Genomic DNA, 20,351 nt, shown 5'->3' on the forward strand with positions numbered 1-20,351 from the left:
GGCGGCCTGATTCCTACCGGGACGCGCCGATGAGTCTTACCCCCGCCGCCGTGGCCGCGACGCCGCGCGCCTCGCGCAAGGAGATCCTCGGCTGGGCGATGTTCGACTTCGCCGGTCAGGCCTACACCCTGCTGATCATCACCGTGGTGTTCGGCGAGCTCTTCACCACGGTGATCGTCGGCGACCGCGGCGACGGCTACCGGCTGGCCAACTTCCTGTGGAGCCTGGCGCTGGCCATGAGCTTCCTGCTGGTGGTGCTCACCGGCCCGCTGTGCGGGGCGGTGATGGACTACCAGGCGGAAAAGAAGCGCTTCCTGTTCGTCAGCTACCTGGCCACCGTGGCCGCCTCGGCGATGCTCTACTTCGTGGTGCCGGGGGCGGTGCTGCTGGGCGTGGTGCTGATCGTGATCGCCAACTACGCCTTCTCCATGGGCGAGTCGTTCATCGCCGCCTTCCTGCCCGACCTCGGCCCGCCGGAGGATCTGGGCAAGATCTCCGGCTTCGGCTGGGCGCTGGGCTACGTCGGGGGGCTGCTCGCCGCGGGCTTCTCGCTGTTCATGCTGGGCGAGGCCACGGTCGAGAACTTCGAGCGCGTCCGCTGGGTGGGGCCCTTCGCCGCGGGCTTCTTCCTGGTCGCCGCGGTGCCCACCTTCCTGTGGGTCAGGGAGCGCGGCACCCCCCAGCCGCCGGGCAAGTCCTATCGCGAGATCGCCGTGGCGCGGGTCGCGACCACGCTGCACGAGCTGAAGCGTTTCCGCGATCTCGGCATCTTCCTGGTCTCGCTGCTGTTTTCCATGGCCGGCGTCTACATCGTCATCGCCTTCGCCTTCATCTATGGCGCCCAGGTGATCGGCTGGGACGAGGCGATCCGCAACCTGATGTTCATCATCGTGCAGATCACCGCCGCGGTCGGGGCGCTCGGCTTCGGGTTCATCCAGGATCGCATCGGCACGCGCGTCACCTACCTCTTCACCCTGCTGCTCTGGGTGGCGGCGATACTCGCCATCTGGGCGACGCCCGAGCTCACCGCCTTCCTGAATGCCCGCCTCGGCCTCGCCTGGGAGGCCCAGCATCTCTTCCTGGTGGTGGGCTGCCTGGCGGGCCTCTCTCTGGGCTCCAGCCAGTCGGCCAGCCGCGCCCTGGTGGGACTCTTCTCGCCGCAGCGCAAGGCCGCCGAGTTCTTCGGCTTCTGGGGGCTGGCCAACAAGCTCGCCGGGGTGATCGGCATCATCGGCCTGGGCCTGCTGCAGTCGCTGGTGGGGCTCAAGGCCTCGATCCTGCTCTGCGCGGCGCTGTTCATCGTCGCCATCCTGGTCTGCCTGTTCGTCGACCAGGCCCGCGGTCAGCAGGCGGCCCGCGACTGGGAGACCCGCAACGGCTGCTAGAATGATCGGTGAGCCTGCATGACACGGTAGCGGCTCGCCGCCGTGGCATGACGGCGCACGGGGCCATCGTCGGGAGGAACGCGCATGAGCGATGAGCGAGCCACACGCCGGGCCGGGCTTGGCATGATGCTGCTGTTCTGGGTGTTCTTCCTGGCGGGAGGCGCCTGGTGGTTCCAGGGCTATCTGGATGCCCAGCGCAACCCCAACGCTCATCTCGCCGAGGTCTCGGTGGGAGATGGCGAACCGGTGGTGCTGGAGCGCAACCGCGCCGGCCACTTCGTGGCCACCGGGCGCATCAACGGCGAGCCGGTGGAGTTCCTGCTCGACACCGGCGCCACCTACGTGGCGGTGCCGGAGGCGATTGCCGAGCGGCTGGGGCTCGAACGTACCGGCAGCGCCTGGTTCAACACCGCCAACGGTCGCGTGCGCGGCGACCTGGCGACCCTCGATGAGGTGAGCCTGGGTGGCGTCGTGGCCCGAGACGTACGCGGCTCGATCAGCGCGGGGCTTGGCAGCGAGGCGGCGCTGCTCGGCATGAGCTTCCTGAAACGCTTCGATATCGAGATTCGTGATTCGCGTATGACCCTGACCCCTGCACAGCGCCATTGAGATGGTGAGAGCGAAGCTTAAGCGTGGTCGCTGCGCCGACGAGCCCCAGCAGATTCCCGTGAGCGGGTGGCTGGACATCGTATGGCGCGTCAAGCAGCAGGTCATGCAGGACCTCGTGGCTCTGATGGCGGCCGGCGTCGCCTTCAATGCCATGCTGGCGCTCTTCCCGACGATCGCCGCGATCATCTCTATCTGGGCTCTCGTGATGGATCCCCAGGACCTGGCGGGCCAGATCGTGCAACTCAGCCGCTATCTGCCGCCCGACGCCTCGAGCCTGATCAACGACCAGGCGCGCAGGATAGGCGACAGCACCAGCACCGGTCTCAGCCTGACGGCCCTGGGCAGCGTGGTGGTGGCCATGTTCATCGCCTCCAAGGGCGTGCTGTGGATGGTGATAGGGCTGAACGTGGTGTACGGCGAGGAAGACAGCCGGGGGGCACTGCATCGCGGCGGGCTCGTGGCGGCATTGACGCTTGGGTTGATCCTCGTGCTGCTGATTACCATCGCCTTCATCGCCTTCTTTCCCCTGGCCATCGGCATGCTGGCGCTCGATACCCTGCTGGTCAGGATCATCGCCTGGCTGCGCTGGCCGGTGCTTCTGCTGGTCATGATGCTGGTCATCGCCGTCTTCTACCGCTTCGGTCCCTGTCGACGGTCGCCGCGCTGGCGGTGGATCAGCGTCGGCTCCGTGGTCGCAACGCTGCTGTGGTTGATCGGCTCGGCCGGGCTGTCGTTCTATTTCGGCAGCGTGATCCAGCCGAGTGATATCTATGGCTCGCTGGGGGCGGTGGTGGTGCTGATGCTGTGGTTCTGGCTGTCGGCGTTCGTGGTGTTGCTGGGGGCAGAGTTCAACGCGGAAATGGAGCGACAGACCTACCGCGATACCACCGTTGGCGCCTTCCGCCCACCGGGGGAGCGAGACGCCTATGCCGCCGATACACTGGGCCGCAAGTGGCCATGGCGCCGCGTTGGCCGCACGTACGACGCCGCTGATCACCCTGGCGGCGATCGTGGAGACGCCTCCTGACACGCTCCGCCCGGCGCAGGCATCCCCCGCCGGCTCGCCGACGGGTGGCCCCAAGGCGCCGGATCGCATCGTGCGTCTCGCCGTGATGGCGATCTGCGACCGGCTGCGGCTGATGTTCTTTGGCAACCTGCGCCAGGACTGGTCGGCCTTCGTGCTCGACCTGCAGCACGACGAGCGGGTGGTCCTTCTGGGCATGAGCTGCCTTGGTCGCTTCGACATCGAGATCCGCGGCGAGCGCATGGTGCTGCGCTCCGCGAAGCGCCGAGGCGCCATGGCTGGCAGACTGCCGGCGAGACGCTATGCTGGGAGCCCATTTCCGAGGTTGGAGTCCGTGTCATGGCCGTGATCCTGCAGATCCACTTCCCCTTCCCTGGCCCCTTCGGCGAGGCGATGGTCGAGGCCCTGACGCCGCTGGCCCAGGGCATCAACGACGAGCCCGGCCTGCGCTGGAAGGTCTGGACCGAGTCGCCGGAGCGCCATCTGGCCGGCGGCGTCTACCTGTTCGACGATGCCGAGAGCGCCGAGGCCTACCTCGATAAGCACAGCGCGCGGCTGGCCGACATGGGCGTCGAGGGCATCCAGGCGCAGATCCTCGAGGTCAACGAGGGCCTGACCGCGATCAACCACGGCCCGCTCGGCGCCTGAGTGACCGACCCCGCCTAGACCAGGAGTCCCCCATGTCATGGACGAGCACTCTCGGCCTGCGCTGGCCGATCCTCCAGGCCCCGATGGCGGGCGCCCAGGACAGCGCCCTGGCCATCGCGGTCTCCCGGGCCGGCGGGCTCGGGGCGCTGCCCGGCGCGATGCTCTCCCCCGAGGGCCTGGCGGCGGAACTCGAGGCCATCCGCGCGGCGAGCGCGGGACCGATCAACGTCAATTTCTTCTGCCATGCGGCGCCGACCCTCGATCGGGAGCGGCAGGCGCGCTGGCATCGGGCGCTGTCGCCCTGGTATGACGAGTTCGGCCTCGACCTCGAGGCGGTGCCGGAGGGCGCCGGACGGCGTCCCTTCGACCATGCGACCTGCGATGTCCTCGAACCCTTCCGACCGGAAGTGATGAGCTTCCACTTCGGCCTGCCGGCGCCGGATCTGCTGGCGCGGGTCAAGGCCTGGTGCGCGACGGTGCTCTCCACGGCCACCACGGTGGAGGAGGCGCGCTGGCTCGATGCCCACGGCGTCGATGCGGTGATCGTCCAGGGGCTCGAGGCCGGCGGCCATCGTGGCCACTTCTTGAGCAATGACCTGTCACGCCAGATGGGCAACCTGGCGCTGCTGCCCCAGGTCAGGCAGGCGGTGAGCGTGCCGGTGATCGCGGCCGGCGGCATCGCCGATGCCCGCGGCGTGGCGGCGGCGCTGGCCCTGGGCGCCGATGCGATTCAGGTCGGCACCGCCTTCCTCTGCTGCCCCGAATCCCGCGCCTCGGCCATCCATCGCGAGGTGCTGATGAGCGAGGCGGCGCGCCACACGGCGCTGACCAACCTCTACAGCGGCCGTCCGGCCCGCGGGATCGTCACCCGGCTGATGCGTGATCTCGGGCCGATCAGCGAGGCGGCGCCGGCCTTCCCGCTGGCCGGCGCGGCCATCGCCCCGCTACGTGCCGCCGCCGAGGCGCGGGGGCTTGGTGACGCCTCGCCGCTGTGGGCCGGGCAGAACGCCAGCCGTTGCCGAGCGGTGCCGGCGGCCGAGGTGGTGCGTGAGTTAGCCCGGGGCGTGGCGCGCTGACGCCGCCCGATGGGCCCTGATACCATGGATGCATGAACAGTATCCCTGCCGGCGCGCCGGTCACTGCCTCCCTGGACGACCCGCGCTACTACCTGGCGAACTTCCGCTTCGTGCTGGACTGGGTGGTCGAGCGTCACGGCGACCTGCTGGGCGCGGCCGAGCACGCGGTCGTCGCGCGCATCCTGGCCCTGCCCGAGGCCTCCCAGGCGCTGCTGGTGCGCATGGTGATGCGCAAGGGCGAGCACTTTCGCACCGCGCGACTCGACTATCCCGAGATCGGCGATGCCGACGCCGCCCTCGCCCCGCTGGTCGAGACGGGCCTCGTCGAGGACGACCCGGCACTCGATCTCGAGATGCTCTTCCAGCAGCTGCGCCTGCCCGAACTGCGTCGCGCCCTGGCCTCTGAGATCGCCGCCGCGGGGCTGCCCGCCGCCACGGGCAAGGGCGCGCTTTATGACGCGCTGGCGCCGCGGCTCGACGCGCCCCGCCGGCTCGCCGACTGGTGGCACGGGGCGCCGGATCGCCTCGTGCGGCTTACCGTCATGGCGACCTGCGAGCGGCTGCGGCTGATGTTCTTCGGCAACCTGCGCCAGGACTGGTCGGCCTTCGTGCTCGCCGAGCTCGGCCTGCAGCACTACGAGCGGGTGGCGATCACCGCCGATTCCCGCGCCTTCGGCCGCCGCGAGGAACTCGACGCCTACCTGGCGCTGCATCGGCTGCGCGAGCGCCTGGCGGCCGGCGAGCCGGTCGTCGACCTCATGGAGGCTCTGCCCGAGCCGATGGCGGACAACGCCTGGCTGGCCTCGCGGCATCGCCGGCTCTGCGTGGCGCTGGGGCGTCAGGCGGAGCGCGAAGGGCAGGGGGAGTCGGCCCTGGCGCTCTACCGCCGGGCCGGCTGGCCGCAGACAGGGCTGGAGACAGGAGCGGAGAAAGAAACGTTGACCGGGCCGGCGTCGGAGCCCAAGACAGGGCCTTCGGCGGGGCTCAAGGAAAAAGCGCATGACGGCAGCGCCGAGGCGCGCATCCGCCACCTGCGCCTCCAGGAGCGTCGCGGCGAGCACGCCGCGGCGCTGGTCCTGGCCGAGCCGCTCACCGCCTCCCCGGCCAGCGAGGAGGAGGCCCAGGCGCTCGAGCGCCTGGTGCCGCGGCTCTGCCGCCGTCTCGGTCTCGCCCCGCCCACACCACGGCCCGAACCTGATCACGAGCGCTGGTCGCTGACCCTGCCGCCCGGCCCGGTGGAGGCGGCGGTGCGCGATCATCTCCATGCGGAAGCCGCCCCGGTGCACTACGTGGAGAATGCCCTGCTCACCGGGCTTTTCGGCCTGCTCTGCTGGGAGGCGCTCTTTGCGCCGCTGCCCGGCGCCTTCTTCCACCCCTTCCATCGCGGGCCGGCGGATCTCTATCGCGAGGACTTCGTCAGCCGCCGTCGGGAGCGCTTCGACGCCTGCCTTGCCCGGCTCGACGACGGCACCCATCGCCAGGCGATACTCGCCACCTGGCGGGCGAAGCAGGGGCTGGCCTCGCCCTTCGTGCACTGGGGGGCGCTGGACGAGGCGCTGCTCGAGCAGGCGCTGGCCTGCCTCCCGCCGGCCCACCTGCGCGCCTGCTTCGAGCGCCTGCTCGGCGATCTCAAGGCCAACCGGGCCGGCCTGCCGGACCTGATCCAGTTTCGCCCCGAGGCCCCGGCGGGCGAGCCGCGCTATCGGATGATCGAGGTAAAGGGCCCGGGCGACCGGCTGCAGGACAACCAGCGTCGCTGGCTCGCCTTCTTCCGGGCCCAGGGCATGCCCGCGGTGGTCTGCCATGTCGCCTGGCAGCAGACGCCTGAGGCGCTCGGGGATGGGTGAGGCCGCGCCCCGGCGGGTGGCGGTGCGCGCGCTGTGCGACTTCACCGCCCGGGAGGGCGATCTCGATCACCGCTTCACGCCGGCCCCCAGCGCCCGGGAGGGCATCGCCGGTCACGCCATGGTGGCGGCGCGGCGCGGCGAGGGCTATGAGGCCGAGCTGCCGCTCTGTGCCACCCTCGAGGGGCTGACGGTGAGCGGGCGGGCCGACGGCTATGATCCCGCGGCCAACCGTCTGGAGGAGATCAAGACCCATCGCGGTCGGCTCGATCGCATGGCCGACAATCAGCGCGCCCTGCATTGGGCCCAGGTCTCGGTCTATGGCGCGCTGCTCTGCGCCGAGCGCGGCCTCGCCTCGCTGACTCTGGCGCTGGTCTACCTGGACATCGCCAGCGGCCGCGAGACCGTGCTGACCCGAAAGGCGAGCGCCGCGGAACTCGAGGCCTTCTTCGCGACCCAGTGCCGGCGCTTTCTCGCCTGGGCCGAGCAGGAGGCAGAACACCGCGTCCGCCGCGACGCGGCACTGGGCACGCTCGCCTTTCCCCATCCGGACTTTCGCCCCGGCCAGCGCGACCTGGCAGAGAGCGCCTACAAGGCCGCGAGCACCGGGCGTTGCCTGCTCGCCCAGGCGCCCACCGGCATCGGCAAGACCCTGGGCACGCTCTTCCCGCTGCTCAAGGCGATGCCGCGCCGGGGGCTCGACCGCGTGGCCTTCCTGACCATGAAGACCCCCGGGCGCCGGCTGGCACTGGATGCCCTGGCCGCGCTGGGCGCCGAGGTCTCGGCTGACGCCGAACGCTCGGACGCTGAATCTGCTGATGCCGAACGCTCGGACGTCGAATGCGCTGATGCCCAACATCCGGATAACGAGCCCCGGCCGCTACGGGTGCTGGAGCTCACCGCCCGGGACAAGGCCTGCGAATACCCCGGCCGGGCCTGCCACGGCAAGGCCTGTCCCCTGGCGGCGGGCTTCTACGACCGGCTGCCGGCGGCGCGGCGCGCCGGGGTGGCGCGCGGCTGGCTGGATCGCGAGGCGCTGCGTGCGGTGGCTGGCGAACACGGCGTCTGCCCCTACTATCTCGGCCAGGAGCTGGCGCGCTGGTGCGACGTGATCGTCGGCGACGTCAATCACTGGTTCGATGCCAACGCCCTGCTACATGGCCTGGCCCGGGCCGACGACTGGCGCACGGGGCTGCTGGTCGACGAGGCCCATAATCTGGTGGAGCGGGCCCGGGGCATGTACAGCGCCGAGCTCGACCAGCGCCGCCTGGCTCGGCTGCGCCGCGAGGCGCCCGGGGCCCTCAAGCGACCGCTGGGTCGCCTGTCGCGCCAGTGGCAGGCGCTGGTCAAGGAGGCGGGCCTCGCCGAGGCCGGCGAGCCAGGGCGGCCCGCCTACCGCGTGCTGGAGGGGCTGCCGGAGGGCATGGTCGCCGCCCTGCAGGGGATCGCCAGCGCCATCACCGAGCACCTCGGCGAGCACCCGGAGCAGGCCTCCCTGGAGCTTCAGGAGCTGCTCTTCGAGGCGCTGGCCTTCACCCGGCTGGCCGAGCGTTTCGGCGATCACTCGCTGTGCGATCTGACTCGCCACGGTCGCGGGCGGGCCGTGCTGGGGCTGCGCAACCTGGTGCCGGCGGACTTCCTGGCGCCTCGCTTCGCGGCCGCCCACGCGGCCGTGCTCTTCTCGGCGACCCTGAGCCCGGCCCACTACCATCGCGACCTGCTTGGCCTGCCCGAGGCCACCGTCTGGCGCGAGGTGGCCTCGCCCTTCGCCGCCGAGCAGCTCGAGGTGCGCATCCGCGCCGACATCTCCACCCGGCTGCGCGACCGGGAGGCCTCGCTCGCGCCCATCGTCGGCGAGCTGGCCGGCCAGTTCCGCCGGCGGCCGGGCCACTACCTGGCCTTCTTCAGCAGCTTCGCCTATCTCGAGGCGGCCCTGGCACGCTTTCGCGAGGCGCATCCCGAGATCCCCACGCGCGCCCAGCGCCGCGGCATGCGCGAGGAGGCGCGGGACGCCTTCCTGGCCGAGTTCTCGCCGGGCGGGCGGGGCATCGGCTTCGCAGTGCTGGGCGGCGCCTTCGCGGAGGGCATCGACCTGCCCGGCGACCGGCTGGTCGGCGCCTTCATCGCCACCCTGGGGCTGCCGCCGGCGGACCCCTTCAATGAGGCACTCAAGGCGCGCCTGGCCGCGCGCTTCGGGCGCGGCGACGACTACGCCTATCACATCCCCGGGCTGATCAAGGTGGTGCAGGCGGCAGGCAGGGTGATCCGGGGGCCCGATGACCGCGGCACGGTGGTGCTGATGGACGACCGCTTCGCCCGGCGCGAGGTCAAGGCCCGGCTGCCGGCCTGGTGGGGGGCTCCTCCAGCGAGGTGGTGACGTCCTCGTCGGCCTCGTAGAGGGCCTCGAGCTCCCGGGCCGCCTCCTGGACCGTCTGAATCTGCTTCTTCTCGTTGCCGAACACCTCCAGCTGGCGCCGCAGTGTCTGCTCGTCATGGGGCCGGAAGGTGTCGATGGTGTGCTGGGCCTGGTCGCGGGGAATGCCCAGGCCGACCAGCACGTCGCGGGTCAGCTCCAGGCTCGCCGGCAGCAGCTCGCGGACCAGGTCGTTCACGCCGGTCCGCATCAGCAGGTGGGCGTGGTAGCGGTTGCGGGCTCGGGCGAAGACACGCAGGTGGGGGAAGCGCTGGCGTACGCTTGCGACGATGCGCATCGAGGCCTCGATGTCTCCCACGGCCACCACCAGCACCCGGGCCTGGTCGGCGCCGGCGGCCTCGAGGAGGTCGATGCGGGAGGCATCGCCGAAATAGACCTTGTTGCCGTAGCGACGAACGAAGGCCACCTGGTCGGCGTTGATGTCGAGCACCGTGTAGGGGATCTTCAGCCCCTGCAGCGCGCGGCCCATGATCTGGCCGAAGCGTCCGAAGCCGGCGAGGATGATCTGCGGTGACTCGTCCGGCAGGGGGTCGAAGTCTGGGCGGGCCTTTCTGGCCTTGAAGAGTGGTCGCACCAGCCTGGCATGGGCCAGGAACATCACCGGTGTGGCGGCCATCGACAGCGACACCACCAGCACCAGCTGGTTGACCAGCGAGGAGGGCAACAGGGCGGCGGCGCCGGCCGCGGTGAGCAGCACGAAGCCGAACTCGCCGCCCTGGGAGAGCAGCACGCCGAGGTTGAGGGCCTCACGCCAGCCGGTGCCGAACGCCTTGGCCGCCACCACCACGCTCAGGGCCTTGGCCACCAGCAGGGCACCGGTGAGGCCGAGGATCATCCCGGGTTGCTCGGCCAGCAGGCCGATCTGGGCGGTCATGCCCACGGCCATGAAGAACAGGCCCAGCAGCAGGCCGCGAAAGGGTTCGATGTCCGCCTCGATGCCGTGGCGGTACTCCGAGTCGGCCAGCAGCACTCCGGCGATGAAGGCGCCCAGCGCCATGGAGAGGCCGGCGAGCTCCATCAGCAGGGCGGCGCCGATCACCACCAGCAGGGCGGTGCCGGCGAACACCTCGCGGCTGCGGGTGCCGGCGGCGAAGCGGAACAGCGGGCGCAGCAGCAGCCGGCCGCCGACGATCAGGCCGGCGAAGGCACCGATGGCCACCAGCACCTCCTGGAGCATCGGCATGAATCCCCCCGCCAGCAGGTCCTCGGCGGCCAGCATGGGGATGAGGGCCAGCACCGGGATCGCCGCCAGGTCCTGGAAGAGCAGCAGGGCGAAGGCGTTTCGGCCGTGGCGGCTCTGCAGCTCGTGGCGCTCGCCCAGCAGCTGCAGCACCAGGGGCGTGGAGCAGAGCCCCAGGCTGAAACCCGTCACCGCCGCGGCCACCGGCGACAGGCCGAGCGCCCAGCCGCAGGCCGTGAGCAGCAGGCTGGTCACGCCGACCTGCAGGCTGCCGAAGCCGAAGACCGCCTTGTGCATCAGCTTGAGGCGCGAGGGCTTGAGCTCCAGGCCGATCACGAACAGCAGGAAGATGATGCCGACCTGGGAGAACTGCAGCACGGCCTCGGCATCGGCCACCAGGGCGAGGGCCGAGGGGCCGATGGCCACCCCCGCGGCCAGGTAGCCCAGCACCTCACCGAGCCCCAGGCGCTTGAAGACCGGCACGATCAGCACCGCCGCGGCGAGAAATATCAGGGCGTTGAGCAGCAGGTCGGTGGCCAAGGGTGACTCCTTGCGAAGGGCGGGGGCGACCCCCATGTTACTCGATGGGCCCGCCCTCGGGTCATGCCGGCGCCACCACCGACGGGTTCGGCGCTCGTCATCGCCGGGCCCCTCATCGATCGACAGGAGACAGTGCCATGCGACTCAACGCCGACTTCGACCGCCGGGCGGTAGTCACCCCCGAGGATTACCGCTGGGTGGACTCGCCTACCCCTGGGGTGGAGCGAATGATGCTCGACCGCGTCGGCGACGAGGTGGCCCGCGCCACCTCCCTGGTGCGCTACGCGCCGAACAGCACCTTCCCGACCCACGAGCACGGCGGCGGCGAGGAGATCCTGGTGCTGGAGGGGGAGTTCGCCGATGAGCACGGCCGCTATCCGGCGGGCCACTACCTGCGCAACCCCATCGGTACGGCCCACGCGCCCCGAGTGGGCGAACAGGGCGCGCTGATCTTCGTCAAGCTGCACCAGTTCTCGCCGCACGACACCGCGCAGAAGGCGATCGACACCCGGGCCGGCGACTGGCGGCCGGGGCTGGTCGAGGGCCTCTCGGTGCTGCCGCTGCATGATGTCGAGGGCGAGCACGTGGCGCTGGTGCGATGGGCGCCGAACACCCGCTTCCAGCCGCACGCCCATTGGGGTGGCGAGGAGATATTGGTCCTCGAGGGCACCTTTCACGACGAGCACGGCGCCTATCCCGCCGGCAGCTGGCTGCGAAGCCCCCATCGCAGCCAGCACACCCCCTTCACCGGCGAGGACGGCGCGCTGATCTACGTCAAGGTGGGCCACCTGTTGCCCGAGTGAGGCGCCCGGTCGCTGCCTGAAGGAAGCGCCGGATACGGGCGAGTCAATGCCGGCGGGGCGACGGCGCTGGGTCGACCAAGGCGGGTCGACGATTGTGCGTTTCGCGCCCGCTGTGCTACCCCTAGAGGTGACCTTCCCGAGAGCGCCCTTCGCCGAAGGGCTACGGACAAGGAGACGTCATATGGGTATCGAAGTCGGTGGCCTGCTGGGCCTCATCTGGTTGATCATCGTGATCTGGGCCGTCGTCAAGGTGGCCAAGAGCCCTGCCGGGGGGCTCGCCAAGCTGCTCTGGATCCTGGTGCTGCTGTTCTTCCCGCTGATCGGGCTGATCGTCTGGCTGCTGTTCGGCCCCAAGGGGTAGCGACGCCTATTGTCGAACAAGCTTCGAATCAGCCGTGTATCGATGCGGGCCGCCTTCGGGCGGCCCGCCTTCATTTTGGGGGCACGACTGAAGTGAGGCCGCGACGGCGTCGACGCCAGGCTCACGCCTCCGGCAGCGTATCCCGGGGCTCGCCCCGGTCGCACTTCACGCATCCAAGTGCCAGGCCGAGCCGCGAGCGACGGCCCGCCTCGGTGAGCACCCAGGGCCGCTCGGCCCAGGGTGGCTGATGGCGCACGTGCTGATTATGGCCGCAGGCGAGCTCGGCCACCCAGTGATCCTCCTCGTCGCGATGATAGCCGACGATCGGCTGTTGCATGCGGCCTCCTCAGGTCGGACGTGTTGGCGTCGGGTCAGCGTCCGGCGCCGCATAGAGGCGCAGGTGGGCGTCGATCACCGCCTCGATCTCGGCCAGGATCGTCTCGTCGAAGGCCTCGATCTCCAGGCGGCGCAGCAGCGGCTCGCGGCCGACCAGGAGAAAGACGATCTGGCCGACCAGGGTGTGGGTCTCCAGTATCACCCGGCGGTCGTCGAGCGCGCGCTCGGTGAGCCGGGCGATCAGGCCGCCGAGCCTGGCCTGCACCAGGTCGAAGGCCTCGGCCTGGAGGATCTCGAAGGCCTCGCCCGGTTGCACCTGCTCGCGCATCACCAGCAGCAGCCACTGGCGGCACGCCTCGTCCTCGGAGAAGGTGCGCACCATGCGCCGGGTCACGGTCCGCAGCGCCGCCAGGGCGGCGTCGCGATCCGCGACGGGCGCCTGCGCGGCGGTCTCGTCGAGCGCCAACCGCGTTCTCAGCTGCTCTGCGATATAGCGCGCCGCCGCGAGATACAGCCCGCGCTTGTTGGCGAAGTGGTAGGCGATGGAGCCGATGTTGGCCCCCGCCGCCTCGGCCAGCCCGCGGGTGGTGGTGGCCTTGAAGCCGTGCTCGCCGAACAGCCGGATGCCGGCCTGGATCAGTCGGTCGCGGGTGTCGGCACCATCGGGATGGGGGACCATGGCGTCACGCCTCCCTGGCCGGTGCGCGGGTGTCGATGCCGAAGAAGAGGGTGTAGAGCACCGGCACCACCCCCAGGCTCATGACGGTGCCGATGCCCAGGCCGAAGGCCATGGCCGCGGCCATGCCGTAGAACAGCGGGTCGCGGCCGAGGATCAGCGGCAGGAAGCCGAGGATGGTGGTGATCGCCGACATCAGGATCGGCCGCAGGCGCCGGGCCGAGGCCTTGATGACGGCGTCGCGGCCACTCAATTCGGGGTCGGCGCGCTCGATGTCGATGCGGTCGATCAGCACGATGGCGTTGTTGATGATGATGCCGGCCAGGCTGTAGATGCCTAGCAGCACCATGAAGCCGAAGTCGGCGCGGGTGGCCAGCAGGCCCAGCGCCACGCCGACGATCACCAGCGGGATGGTGGCGACGATCACCAGCGGACGCTTGAAGGAGTTGAACTGCCCCACCAGCAGGATGAAGATCAGCCCGATGCACAGCGGCAGGTTGGCCTGCAGGGCGGCCTGGCCCTCCCGGGACTCCGCCACCACGCCGTCGAACTCGATCCAGTGCCCCGCAGGCAGGGTGGCCTCCAGCTCGCGCAGCGCAGGCTCCACCCGCGGCACCATGTCCTCGGCGGTGTAGTGGCGGTTGCGCCCCTCGACGGTGATGGTGCGCACCAGGTTCTCGCGGTCGATGCGGTAGTAGCCGTCGTCGAGGCGCACCTCGGCCACCTGGTTCAGGGGCACGCCGGCCCCCGGGGCGTTCAGCGGATAGACGATCAGCGACTTCAGCCGCTCGACGCTGCCGCGCTGGGCGTCGGCGTAGCGCATCACCACCGGGATGATGTCGTCGCCCTCGCGGTAGTGGCTGAGGCGGTAGCCGTCGATGGCGCCGCTGAGCGAGCGGGCGATGTCCTCGGAGGTGATGCCGGCGCTGCGCGCCCGGGCCTGGTCGACCTCGATGGCCAGCGACGGGATCCGCGCCTCCCAGCTCTGGCGCACGTCCCGGGCGCCGTCCAGGTCGCGCAGGATGCCCTCGACCCGCTTGGCGGCCGCGAACAGCACCTCCCGGTCCGGCCCCTTGATCTGCACCTGGAGCAGGGTGCTGTCGGAGGGACCGAGGAACATCCGCGTGACCTGGGGCGAGAGATCCGGGTGGCGGGTGGCGAGGAAGTGGCGGGTCGCCTGGATCACCGCCTCGACCCGCTCGCGGTCGGCGACGTTGAGCACCATGAAGCCCTTGTTGGGCGCCGGGTCCAGCGGCGTGAGCGAGAGCACGAAGCGCGGCCCGCCGAAGCCGGCGTAGGCGGCCACGCCGGTGACGTCCTCGGCGAGCGCCGGGGCGTCGAGCAGGGCATCGCTCAGCGCCTGGACGCGCCGGCCGGTGAGGTTCTCGGCGATGTCCGAGGGGAAGTCGATGGTCACCAGCACCTGGTTGCGGTCCGAGTCGGGGAAGAACTTCTTGGGCACCAGCTGCATCATGGCCACCCCGGCCACCAGGGTCAGGGCCATGACGGCCAGGAACAGCACCCGGTGGTGGAGCAGCCCGGCGAGCCCGCGGCCATAGCGCCGGGCGACCCAGCCGAAGGCGCGATCGGAGAGCCGGGGAGTGTCATGAGCCCCGTGCGCGTCCCGCCGCTTCGCCGATGGCGCCTTGAGGAAGCGATGGCACAGCACCGGGGTGACGGTCATCGACAGGAACCAGGAGGCGAGCAGGGTGATGGCGATGACGATCGAGATCGAGCGGGTGTACTCGCCGGAGGCGTGCTCGGCTAGCATCAGCGGCAGGAACACCAGAATGGTGGTCAGGCTCGAGGAGAGCAGCGGCAGGGCGAGCTCGGCGCCGGTCTCGCGCAGGGCTTCGTCGCGGTCGCTGCCGGCCTCCAGCCGGGTCTTGAAGTCCTCGGCGACGACGATGGCGTTGTCGACCAGCAGGCCCAGGGCGATCACCAGGGTGGCGAGGCTCGCCCGCTGCAGGGTCAGCTCGCCGAGGCCCATGATGGCCAGGGTGACCAGCATCACCGCGGGAATGATCGAGCCGACGATCAGCCCGGTGCGCAGCCCCAGAAAGAGGATCACCACCCCCAGCACGATGGCCAGCGTCTGCATGACGCTGGCGGTCACTCCGTAGACGGCGTTGGCCACCTGCTCGGGCTGGTAGGTCATGATGTCGAGCCGGTAGCCGGCCGGCAGAGTGGTGCGAATCTCGTCCAGGCGCGCCTTGATGGCGCGGCCGACGTCCAGCACGCTCTCGCCCTCCTGCATCGAGACGGCGAAGACGATGGCCGGCCGGCCGTTGAAGTAGGCGGGCTTGTCCGCCGGATCCTCGTAGCCGCGGCGGATCTCGCCCAGGTCGCGCAGGCGCAGGGTGCCGCCGTCCGGCAGGCGCAGTTCGGTGTCGCCCAGCGCCTCGAGGCTTGCGAACTCGCCGCTGACCTCGAGTGCCAGGCGCTGCTCGCCGGCCTCGACGATGCCGCCGGGCGGGAAGATGTTGCGGCGCTGGATCTGGCCGGCCAGCTCGGTCGGGGAGAGGCCGAGCTCGGCGAGGCGCGCCTCTGCGATGTCGATGAAGATGCGCTGCGCCTGCACGCCCAGCAGCTCGACCCGCTTGATGCCGGCGACGCCGTAGAGGCGGGTGCGGATATGCTCGGCGATCTCCTGCTGCTCGGCCTGGGGGAAGTCGGCGGCGGTGAGCGCCGCGGTGACCACCGCCACATCGCCGAAGTCGTCGTCGAGCACCGGGTCTTGGGTGCCGGCGGGCAGGGCCGGCGTCGCCGCCTCGACCTTCTGGCGCACCTCGTCCCAGATCTGCTCCAGGTCGAAATATCGGTCCTGAATCTCCACGTGGAGGATCGAGCGGCCGCGCATGGAGGTCGAACGGATCCGCTCCACCTCGCCGATGGTGCGAATGCTCTCCTCCAGGGGCTTGGTGATGTTCTCCTCCACCTGGGCGGCCGGCAGGCCGGGGAAGGCGGTGGTCACCACCGCCTCGCGCACGGTGATCTCGGGGTCTTCCCTTGCCGGCAGGGTGGCGTAGCTGTAGAGGCCGAAGAGCATGGCCACCACGGTGGCCAGGAAGAAGACTGGACGACGCTTGAGGGCGAGTTCGCTCAGGTTCATGGCGGCCTCAGTGGTAGCGCTCGGGGCCGTGGCCGAGCAGGCTCACGGTCTGGCCGGGGCGCACGAACTCCACGCCGCGGGCCACGATGCGCTCCCCCGGCGAGAGCGCGCCGCGCACGCTGGCCCGGCCTTCGCCCATGCTCACCACCTCCACCGCGACCCGCTCGAGGGTCAGCTCCTCGGTGATGCGCAGCACGTGGGCGCGGCTCTGTCCGCTATCGCCCTCGCTCTCGGCGTCGCGCTTGTCACCGAATACCAGCGCGGTCATCGGTACCGGCAGTAGAGGTGCATCCACGCTTGCGGCCTCGCGCGCGTCGAGCGACAGCTCGACCCGGGCGGTCATGCCCGAGCGCAGGCCGGGCGGCGGGGTATCCACGCCGAGGATCACCGGATAGTCGTTGGAGGAGCGGGGCTGGGTGCCCAGGTGGCGCAGGGTGGCCGCGCTCTCGGCCTCGCCCAGGACGGGCAGGATCACGCGATGGGTCGAGCCCGCCGCCAGGGTGCCGACCAGCGTCTCGGGCACGCTGGTCTCCACCTCGAAGCCCTCGCGGTCGGAGATCACCTCGAGCACCGGCTGGCTGGCCCCGACCCGCTGAGAGGGCTCGGCCTGGCGTCGGCTCACCGAGCCGTCGAAGGGGGCCGCGAGGGTGGTCAGCGAGAGGTCGCGTTCGGCGAGCTCAAGGGCGGCGCGGGCCGAGGCCCGGCGGGACTCGGCGGTGCCCAGGGCGGCCCGGGCGGCATCCAGGCGCGTCTGGCTGACGTAGCCCTTCTCGGCGAGGCTCGCGTGGCGGCGGAAGTCCTCGCGCTTCTCGCGCAGCACCGCCTCGGCCTCCTGCAGCTCGGCGCGGCGCTGGTCGGCCACCAGGCGATAGCGGGCGTCGTCGAGCTCGGCCAGCACGTCGCCGTCGGCGAAGCGCTCGCCCACGTCGACATTGAGCCGGCGGATCTCGCCGGGGATCTCGAAGCTCAGCGAGGTGCGCTCGGCGGCCTTGACCCGTCCCGAGAGGCGGGTGACGGCGGCACCGTTGCCTGCCTGGATGACGTGGCTGTCCACCACCGTGGGCGGCGGCGCGGCGGGCGCGCCTGCCTCCGGCGAGCAGCCGGCGGCGAGCCATGTGAGGCCGGCCAGCAGGAGCCAGAGGGCCGGCAGGCGACGGGGGAGCGGCATGGAAGGATCCTCGACGGCGAGCGATGGGCATCGGGCACGCCCGACGCCATGCCGCAGTGTATTAATCAGCTGATTAAATCGCAACGCCGCCGGTGGCATGCCGTGTCTGGCCGTGCATTGTGTCGACCGTCTTTTACCGCGTCGCCGGCCTCAGCTTTCCGAGGAGGCCGCCCAGATGTTCACGCCGCCCTCCACCGCATGGCGATCGATCTCGGCGAGCTCCTCGTCGCTGAAGGCCGGACCGCTGAGGGCGCCCACGCTGTCGATCAGCTGCTCGGGCCGGCTGGCGCCGATCAGCGCCGAGGTCACCCGGCCACCGCGCAGCGTCCAGGCGATGGCCATCTGGGCGAGGGTCTGGCCGCGCCGTCGGGCGATCTCGTTAAGCGCCCGCACCCGCGCCAGGTTCTCCGGCGACAGGTGGGCGTCCTTGAGCGCCTTGCCCCGGACCCTGCGGCTGTCCTCGGGGATGCCGTTCAGGTACTTGTCGGTCAGCAGGCCCTGGGCCAGCGGCGAGAAGACGATGGAGCCCATGCCCAGGTCGTCCAGGGTGTCGAGCAGGCCGTCGTCCTCGATCCAGCGATTGACCAGCGAGTAGCTGGGCTGGTGGATCAGGCAGGGGGTGCCCAGCGAGCGCAGGATCTCCACCGCCTCGCGGGTACGCCGGGCGTTGTAGGAGGAGATGCCGGCATACAGCGCCTTGCCCTGGCGCACCGCCTGGTCCAGGGCGCCCATGGTCTCCTCGAGCGGCGTCTCGGGGTCGAAGCGGTGGGAGTAGAAGATATCGACGAAGTCGACTCCCAGGCGCTCGAGGCTTCGATCCAGGCTCGAGAGCAGGTATTTGCGGCTGCCCCACTCGCCATAGGGCCCCGAGTGCATGCGGTAGCCGGCCTTGGTGGAGATCACCAGCTCGTCGCGGTAGCCGGCGAAGTCGCTCGCCAGGATGCGCCCGAACAGCGTCTCGGCGCTGCCGGGGGGCGGGCCGTAGTTGTTGGCCAGGTCGAAATGGGTGATGCCGTGATCGAAGGCGGTGCGGCAGATGGCCCGGGCATTGTCGGGGTTCGCCGTCTCGCCGAAGTTCTGCCATAGCCCCAGCGACAGCGCCGGCAGCTTCAGGCCGCTGCGCCCGCAGCGGTGGTACGGCATGCGCTCGTAGCGGTCTTCCGCGGGGGAGTAGGGCATGGAAGGATCCTCGTTATTGTTTGTCGTGCCCGTTCGGGATGACGGGCGAGAACATGGGTGTCACGCCGGGCAGGCGGCGAGGTGGGTGCGATCCCGCCCGGCGCGCTTGGCGGCGTAGAGGGCGGTGTCGGTGCGCCGGAAGAGGTCGGGGTAGGGCTCGCCCGGCTGGTGCTCGCCGATGCCGCCGCTGACGGTCACGCTGAGCGTCTGCCCGTCATCGAGGGTCACCCGTCCGTGGCGTACGTGGGTCCGCACGCGCTCGACGATTTCCCGAGCCGACCGTTGGCTGGCGCCCGGCATCACGATCACGAATTCCTCGCCGCCGGTGCGCGCCACGATGTCGCCGTCGCGCAGGCACTGCGCCATGCGCTCGGCGAGCCAGCACAGCACGCGGTCGCCGATATCGTGGCCGTGGGTGTCGTTGATGACCTTGAAGTGATCGATGTCGAGCACCGCCAGCGAGAAGGGCGGTGCGCCGTCGGCCCGCGCCTGCATCAGTCGCTCGATGTGGCGCTCCAGGGCGGAGCGGTTGGGCAGGCCGGTGAGGTGATCGGTCATCGCCCGGTTGGCCATGTGGTCGCGCTCGCGGCGCACTCGATCGAACTCGACCTCGTGGGTGATGACGCGCTCCGCCGCGTTGGCGATCAGCCGCAGCAGCTCCTCCTCGATCTCGCTGAAGGGTCGACCGCGCGGGGCGGTGCTGGAGAAGTTGAGGGTGCCCCAGACCTGGCCGTCGACGCGCAGGGGGATGCCGATATAGCTCTCCAGGCCGAACGTCCGGTAGCAGGGATGGCCGCTGATGCGCGGATCCTCGCCCGCCCGGACGGTATGGAAGACGTCCGCCTCGTCTAGCATCAGCCGGCAGTAGGTGTCGCCCAGTGGAAAGGTGGTGCCCGGCGCGATCTCGGGCCCGCGGGAGGCGGCCCACCAGATGGTGTAGCGCTCGTCCTCGATGTGGCTGATCAGGCCGATCTCCAGGGAGAGGTAGGCGAGGGCATCATCCAGCAGCCGCTCGACGATCTCCCGGGTGCCGATATCGGTGCGGTTGATGCCGGTATGGACATCGCGCAGCAGCTGGATCATCGCGCCGTACTCGGAGATGTCCTGGATGATGGCGTAGAACCCCGCGACCTCGGCGTTGATATAGTCGGGAACGTAGTGGACCTTGAAGTAGTAGGTGCGGCCGTCGGTCAGCGTCAGCCGGTCTTCGTACTTAACCTCCTCGCCGGCCAGGGCGCGACGAAAGCGCGGCGCCACCTTGGCGTAGGAGGCCTCGTCGAGCACCGACGACACCGGCTGGCCGTAGAGCGCCTCGCGGCTGAGGCCGATGAAGTCCAGGTAGGCCTGGTTGTTGAGGCGAAAGCAGCCGTCCGGGTCGACGTAGGCGACCATCACCGGCAGCCGGTCGGCGAGTCGCCGGATCACGCCGTCGTCGTCCGCGGCCTGAGCGGTCAGCCGCAGGGCGACGTTGCCGTTGGCGAGCGCATAGACGCCGCAGGCGTCGGTCTCCACGACGCGTGTCTGGCCGGGCTCGGTCGGCCGGGCGCTGAGCTGCTCGATCAGGGTGGCGGCGAGGCGCACGCGCGGGTCGGTCAGCTCATGCAGGGGGCGACCGATCAGCCCCTCGCGGGGCTCGCCGAGCAGCGAGTCGGTGTCGCCGATGGCATCCAGGACGCGCCCGCCGCGGTCGACCTGCAGGTGGACGGTGCGCGCCAGCGTCAGGACTTCCTCGCGCCATGAGGGTGAAATCATGTGGTGAATCGCCTCTCGCTCATGTGATTCTGGCGATTCACGCTGCCGCAAGTGGGGACGAATGTCCACGAAAACGGCCACTACCCGGGGGCAGTGGCCGTGGTGCATGAGATACGGTGGATGGCTACGTGTAGGATCCCGGATGATCAGATCGCCTATAGAAGTTATCCTCTGCTAGCAGCCAGAGAGCTTCTACAGCAATTCATTCGGGAGCAGGTTCATGG

Annotated in this window: 17 protein-coding genes; 10 read left to right on the top strand and 7 right to left on the bottom strand. The window is 70.4% G+C overall.

Going from position 1 to position 20,351, the window contains the following annotated elements; translation table 11 throughout:
• Positions 1 to 29 precede the first annotated feature (29 nt).
• The 8 genes from BM388_RS13625 (at position 30) to BM388_RS13660 (ending at position 8,963) form a co-directional block, all read left to right on the top strand.
• Complete coding sequence (locus BM388_RS13625; protein ID WP_089851077.1) at positions 30 to 1,385, top strand: MFS transporter; 1,356 nt, start codon at positions 30 to 32, stop codon at positions 1,383 to 1,385.
• An 84-nt stretch (positions 1,386 to 1,469) separates the two neighbouring features.
• Positions 1,470 to 1,994 (top strand): retropepsin-like aspartic protease family protein, encoded by a 525-nt coding sequence (locus tag BM388_RS13630; RefSeq protein ID WP_089851079.1) that lies wholly within the window; start codon positions 1,470 to 1,472, stop codon positions 1,992 to 1,994.
• Between the two features lies 1 nt (position 1,995).
• Positions 1,996 to 3,021 carry a YihY/virulence factor BrkB family protein gene (locus tag BM388_RS13635; protein WP_089851081.1) on the top strand — a complete coding sequence of 342 codons (1,026 nt, stop codon included), beginning with the start codon at positions 1,996 to 1,998 and terminating at the stop codon, positions 3,019 to 3,021.
• Positions 2,963 to 3,367, top strand: coding sequence for a hypothetical protein (locus BM388_RS13640; RefSeq protein ID WP_139233948.1), 405 nt, complete (start codon positions 2,963 to 2,965; stop codon positions 3,365 to 3,367). Before BM388_RS13635 ends, BM388_RS13640 begins: the two co-directional genes overlap by 59 nt.
• Positions 3,358 to 3,666 carry a monooxygenase gene (locus BM388_RS13645; RefSeq protein WP_089851084.1) on the top strand — a complete coding sequence of 103 codons (309 nt, stop codon included), beginning with the start codon at positions 3,358 to 3,360 and terminating at the stop codon, positions 3,664 to 3,666. Before BM388_RS13640 ends, BM388_RS13645 begins: the two co-directional genes overlap by 10 nt.
• Positions 3,667 to 3,698: 32 nt before the next feature.
• Positions 3,699 to 4,742 carry an NAD(P)H-dependent flavin oxidoreductase gene (locus BM388_RS13650; RefSeq protein ID WP_089851086.1) on the top strand — a complete coding sequence of 348 codons (1,044 nt, stop codon included), beginning with the start codon at positions 3,699 to 3,701 and terminating at the stop codon, positions 4,740 to 4,742.
• 32 nt (positions 4,743 to 4,774) lie between these two features.
• The gene (locus tag BM388_RS13655) at positions 4,775 to 6,589 is read left to right on the top strand and encodes a VRR-NUC domain-containing protein (RefSeq protein ID WP_089851088.1); all 1,815 of its coding nucleotides are present in this window, start codon (positions 4,775 to 4,777) and stop codon (positions 6,587 to 6,589) included.
• Complete coding sequence (locus tag BM388_RS13660) at positions 6,582 to 8,963, top strand: ATP-dependent DNA helicase (RefSeq protein WP_089851090.1); 2,382 nt, start codon at positions 6,582 to 6,584, stop codon at positions 8,961 to 8,963. The genes BM388_RS13655 and BM388_RS13660 overlap by 8 nt, the downstream gene beginning before the upstream one ends.
• Here BM388_RS13660 and BM388_RS13665 read toward each other — a convergent pair.
• Positions 8,914 to 10,740 (bottom strand): monovalent cation:proton antiporter-2 (CPA2) family protein, encoded by a 1,827-nt coding sequence (locus BM388_RS13665; protein WP_089851092.1) that lies wholly within the window; start codon positions 10,738 to 10,740, stop codon positions 8,914 to 8,916. The two genes, BM388_RS13660 and BM388_RS13665, sit on opposite strands and share 50 nt — an antisense overlap.
• A gap of 137 nt (positions 10,741 to 10,877) precedes the next feature.
• Here BM388_RS13665 and BM388_RS13670 point away from each other — a divergent pair, with 137 nt between their 5' ends.
• Together BM388_RS13670 and BM388_RS13675 are read left to right on the top strand one after the other, a co-directional pair.
• Positions 10,878 to 11,543 (top strand): cupin domain-containing protein, encoded by a 666-nt coding sequence (locus tag BM388_RS13670; protein WP_089851094.1) that lies wholly within the window; start codon positions 10,878 to 10,880, stop codon positions 11,541 to 11,543.
• 181 nt (positions 11,544 to 11,724) lie between these two features.
• On the top strand, positions 11,725 to 11,904 hold the full coding sequence (locus BM388_RS13675) for a PLDc N-terminal domain-containing protein (protein WP_089851096.1): 180 nt from the start codon (positions 11,725 to 11,727) through the stop codon (positions 11,902 to 11,904).
• A 121-nt stretch (positions 11,905 to 12,025) separates the two neighbouring features.
• Here BM388_RS13675 and BM388_RS13680 read toward each other — a convergent pair whose 3' ends face one another.
• The 6 genes from BM388_RS13680 to BM388_RS13705 all read right to left on the bottom strand — a co-directional run bounded on the left by BM388_RS13680 (position 12,026) and on the right by BM388_RS13705 (position 20,127).
• Positions 12,026 to 12,241, bottom strand: a complete 216-nt coding sequence (locus tag BM388_RS13680; protein WP_089851097.1) for a DUF3565 domain-containing protein — start codon at positions 12,239 to 12,241, stop codon at positions 12,026 to 12,028.
• 9 nt (positions 12,242 to 12,250) lie between these two features.
• Positions 12,251 to 12,919, bottom strand: a complete 669-nt coding sequence (locus BM388_RS13685; protein ID WP_089851099.1) for a CerR family C-terminal domain-containing protein — start codon at positions 12,917 to 12,919, stop codon at positions 12,251 to 12,253.
• Between the two features lie 4 nt (positions 12,920 to 12,923).
• On the bottom strand, positions 12,924 to 16,028 hold the full coding sequence (locus tag BM388_RS13690; protein WP_089851101.1) for an efflux RND transporter permease subunit: 3,105 nt from the start codon (positions 16,026 to 16,028) through the stop codon (positions 12,924 to 12,926).
• A 7-nt stretch (positions 16,029 to 16,035) separates the two neighbouring features.
• Positions 16,036 to 17,196 carry an efflux RND transporter periplasmic adaptor subunit gene (locus BM388_RS13695; protein WP_089851103.1) on the bottom strand — a complete coding sequence of 387 codons (1,161 nt, stop codon included), beginning with the start codon at positions 17,194 to 17,196 and terminating at the stop codon, positions 16,036 to 16,038.
• A gap of 150 nt (positions 17,197 to 17,346) precedes the next feature.
• Positions 17,347 to 18,375, bottom strand: coding sequence for an L-glyceraldehyde 3-phosphate reductase (mgrA, locus tag BM388_RS13700; RefSeq protein ID WP_089851106.1), 1,029 nt, complete (start codon positions 18,373 to 18,375; stop codon positions 17,347 to 17,349).
• A 60-nt stretch (positions 18,376 to 18,435) separates the two neighbouring features.
• The gene (locus BM388_RS13705; protein ID WP_089851108.1) at positions 18,436 to 20,127 is read right to left on the bottom strand and encodes a sensor domain-containing diguanylate cyclase; all 1,692 of its coding nucleotides are present in this window, start codon (positions 20,125 to 20,127) and stop codon (positions 18,436 to 18,438) included.
• Positions 20,128 to 20,351 lie beyond the last annotated feature (224 nt).

The organism is Halomonas saccharevitans, from assembly GCF_900116405.1.
Classification (GTDB): domain Bacteria; phylum Pseudomonadota; class Gammaproteobacteria; order Pseudomonadales; family Halomonadaceae; genus Halomonas; species Halomonas saccharevitans.

Bases quoted from the DNA above. Each gene is read 5' to 3' on its own strand.
- BM388_RS13625 (WP_089851077.1), top strand. From the start codon at position 30: ATGAGTCTTACCCCCGCCGCCGTGGCCGCGACGCCGCGCGCCTCGCGC.
- BM388_RS13630 (WP_089851079.1), top strand. From the start codon at position 1,470: ATGAGCGATGAGCGAGCCACACGCCGGGCCGGGCTTGGCATGATGCTG.
- BM388_RS13635 (WP_089851081.1), top strand. From the start codon at position 1,996: ATGGTGAGAGCGAAGCTTAAGCGTGGTCGCTGCGCCGACGAGCCCCAG.
- BM388_RS13645 (WP_089851084.1), top strand. From the start codon at position 3,358: ATGGCCGTGATCCTGCAGATCCACTTCCCCTTCCCTGGCCCCTTCGGC.
- BM388_RS13650 (WP_089851086.1), top strand. From the start codon at position 3,699: ATGTCATGGACGAGCACTCTCGGCCTGCGCTGGCCGATCCTCCAGGCC.
- BM388_RS13655 (WP_089851088.1), top strand. From the start codon at position 4,775: ATGAACAGTATCCCTGCCGGCGCGCCGGTCACTGCCTCCCTGGACGAC.
- BM388_RS13660 (WP_089851090.1), top strand. From the start codon at position 6,582: ATGGGTGAGGCCGCGCCCCGGCGGGTGGCGGTGCGCGCGCTGTGCGAC.
- BM388_RS13670 (WP_089851094.1), top strand. From the start codon at position 10,878: ATGCGACTCAACGCCGACTTCGACCGCCGGGCGGTAGTCACCCCCGAG.
- BM388_RS13675 (WP_089851096.1), top strand. From the start codon at position 11,725: ATGGGTATCGAAGTCGGTGGCCTGCTGGGCCTCATCTGGTTGATCATC.
- BM388_RS13680 (WP_089851097.1), bottom strand. From the start codon at position 12,241: ATGCAACAGCCGATCGTCGGCTATCATCGCGACGAGGAGGATCACTGG.
- BM388_RS13685 (WP_089851099.1), bottom strand. From the start codon at position 12,919: ATGGTCCCCCATCCCGATGGTGCCGACACCCGCGACCGACTGATCCAG.
- BM388_RS13690 (WP_089851101.1), bottom strand. From the start codon at position 16,028: ATGAACCTGAGCGAACTCGCCCTCAAGCGTCGTCCAGTCTTCTTCCTG.
- BM388_RS13695 (WP_089851103.1), bottom strand. From the start codon at position 17,196: ATGCCGCTCCCCCGTCGCCTGCCGGCCCTCTGGCTCCTGCTGGCCGGC.
- mgrA (WP_089851106.1), bottom strand. From the start codon at position 18,375: ATGCCCTACTCCCCCGCGGAAGACCGCTACGAGCGCATGCCGTACCAC.
- BM388_RS13705 (WP_089851108.1), bottom strand. From the start codon at position 20,127: ATGATTTCACCCTCATGGCGCGAGGAAGTCCTGACGCTGGCGCGCACC.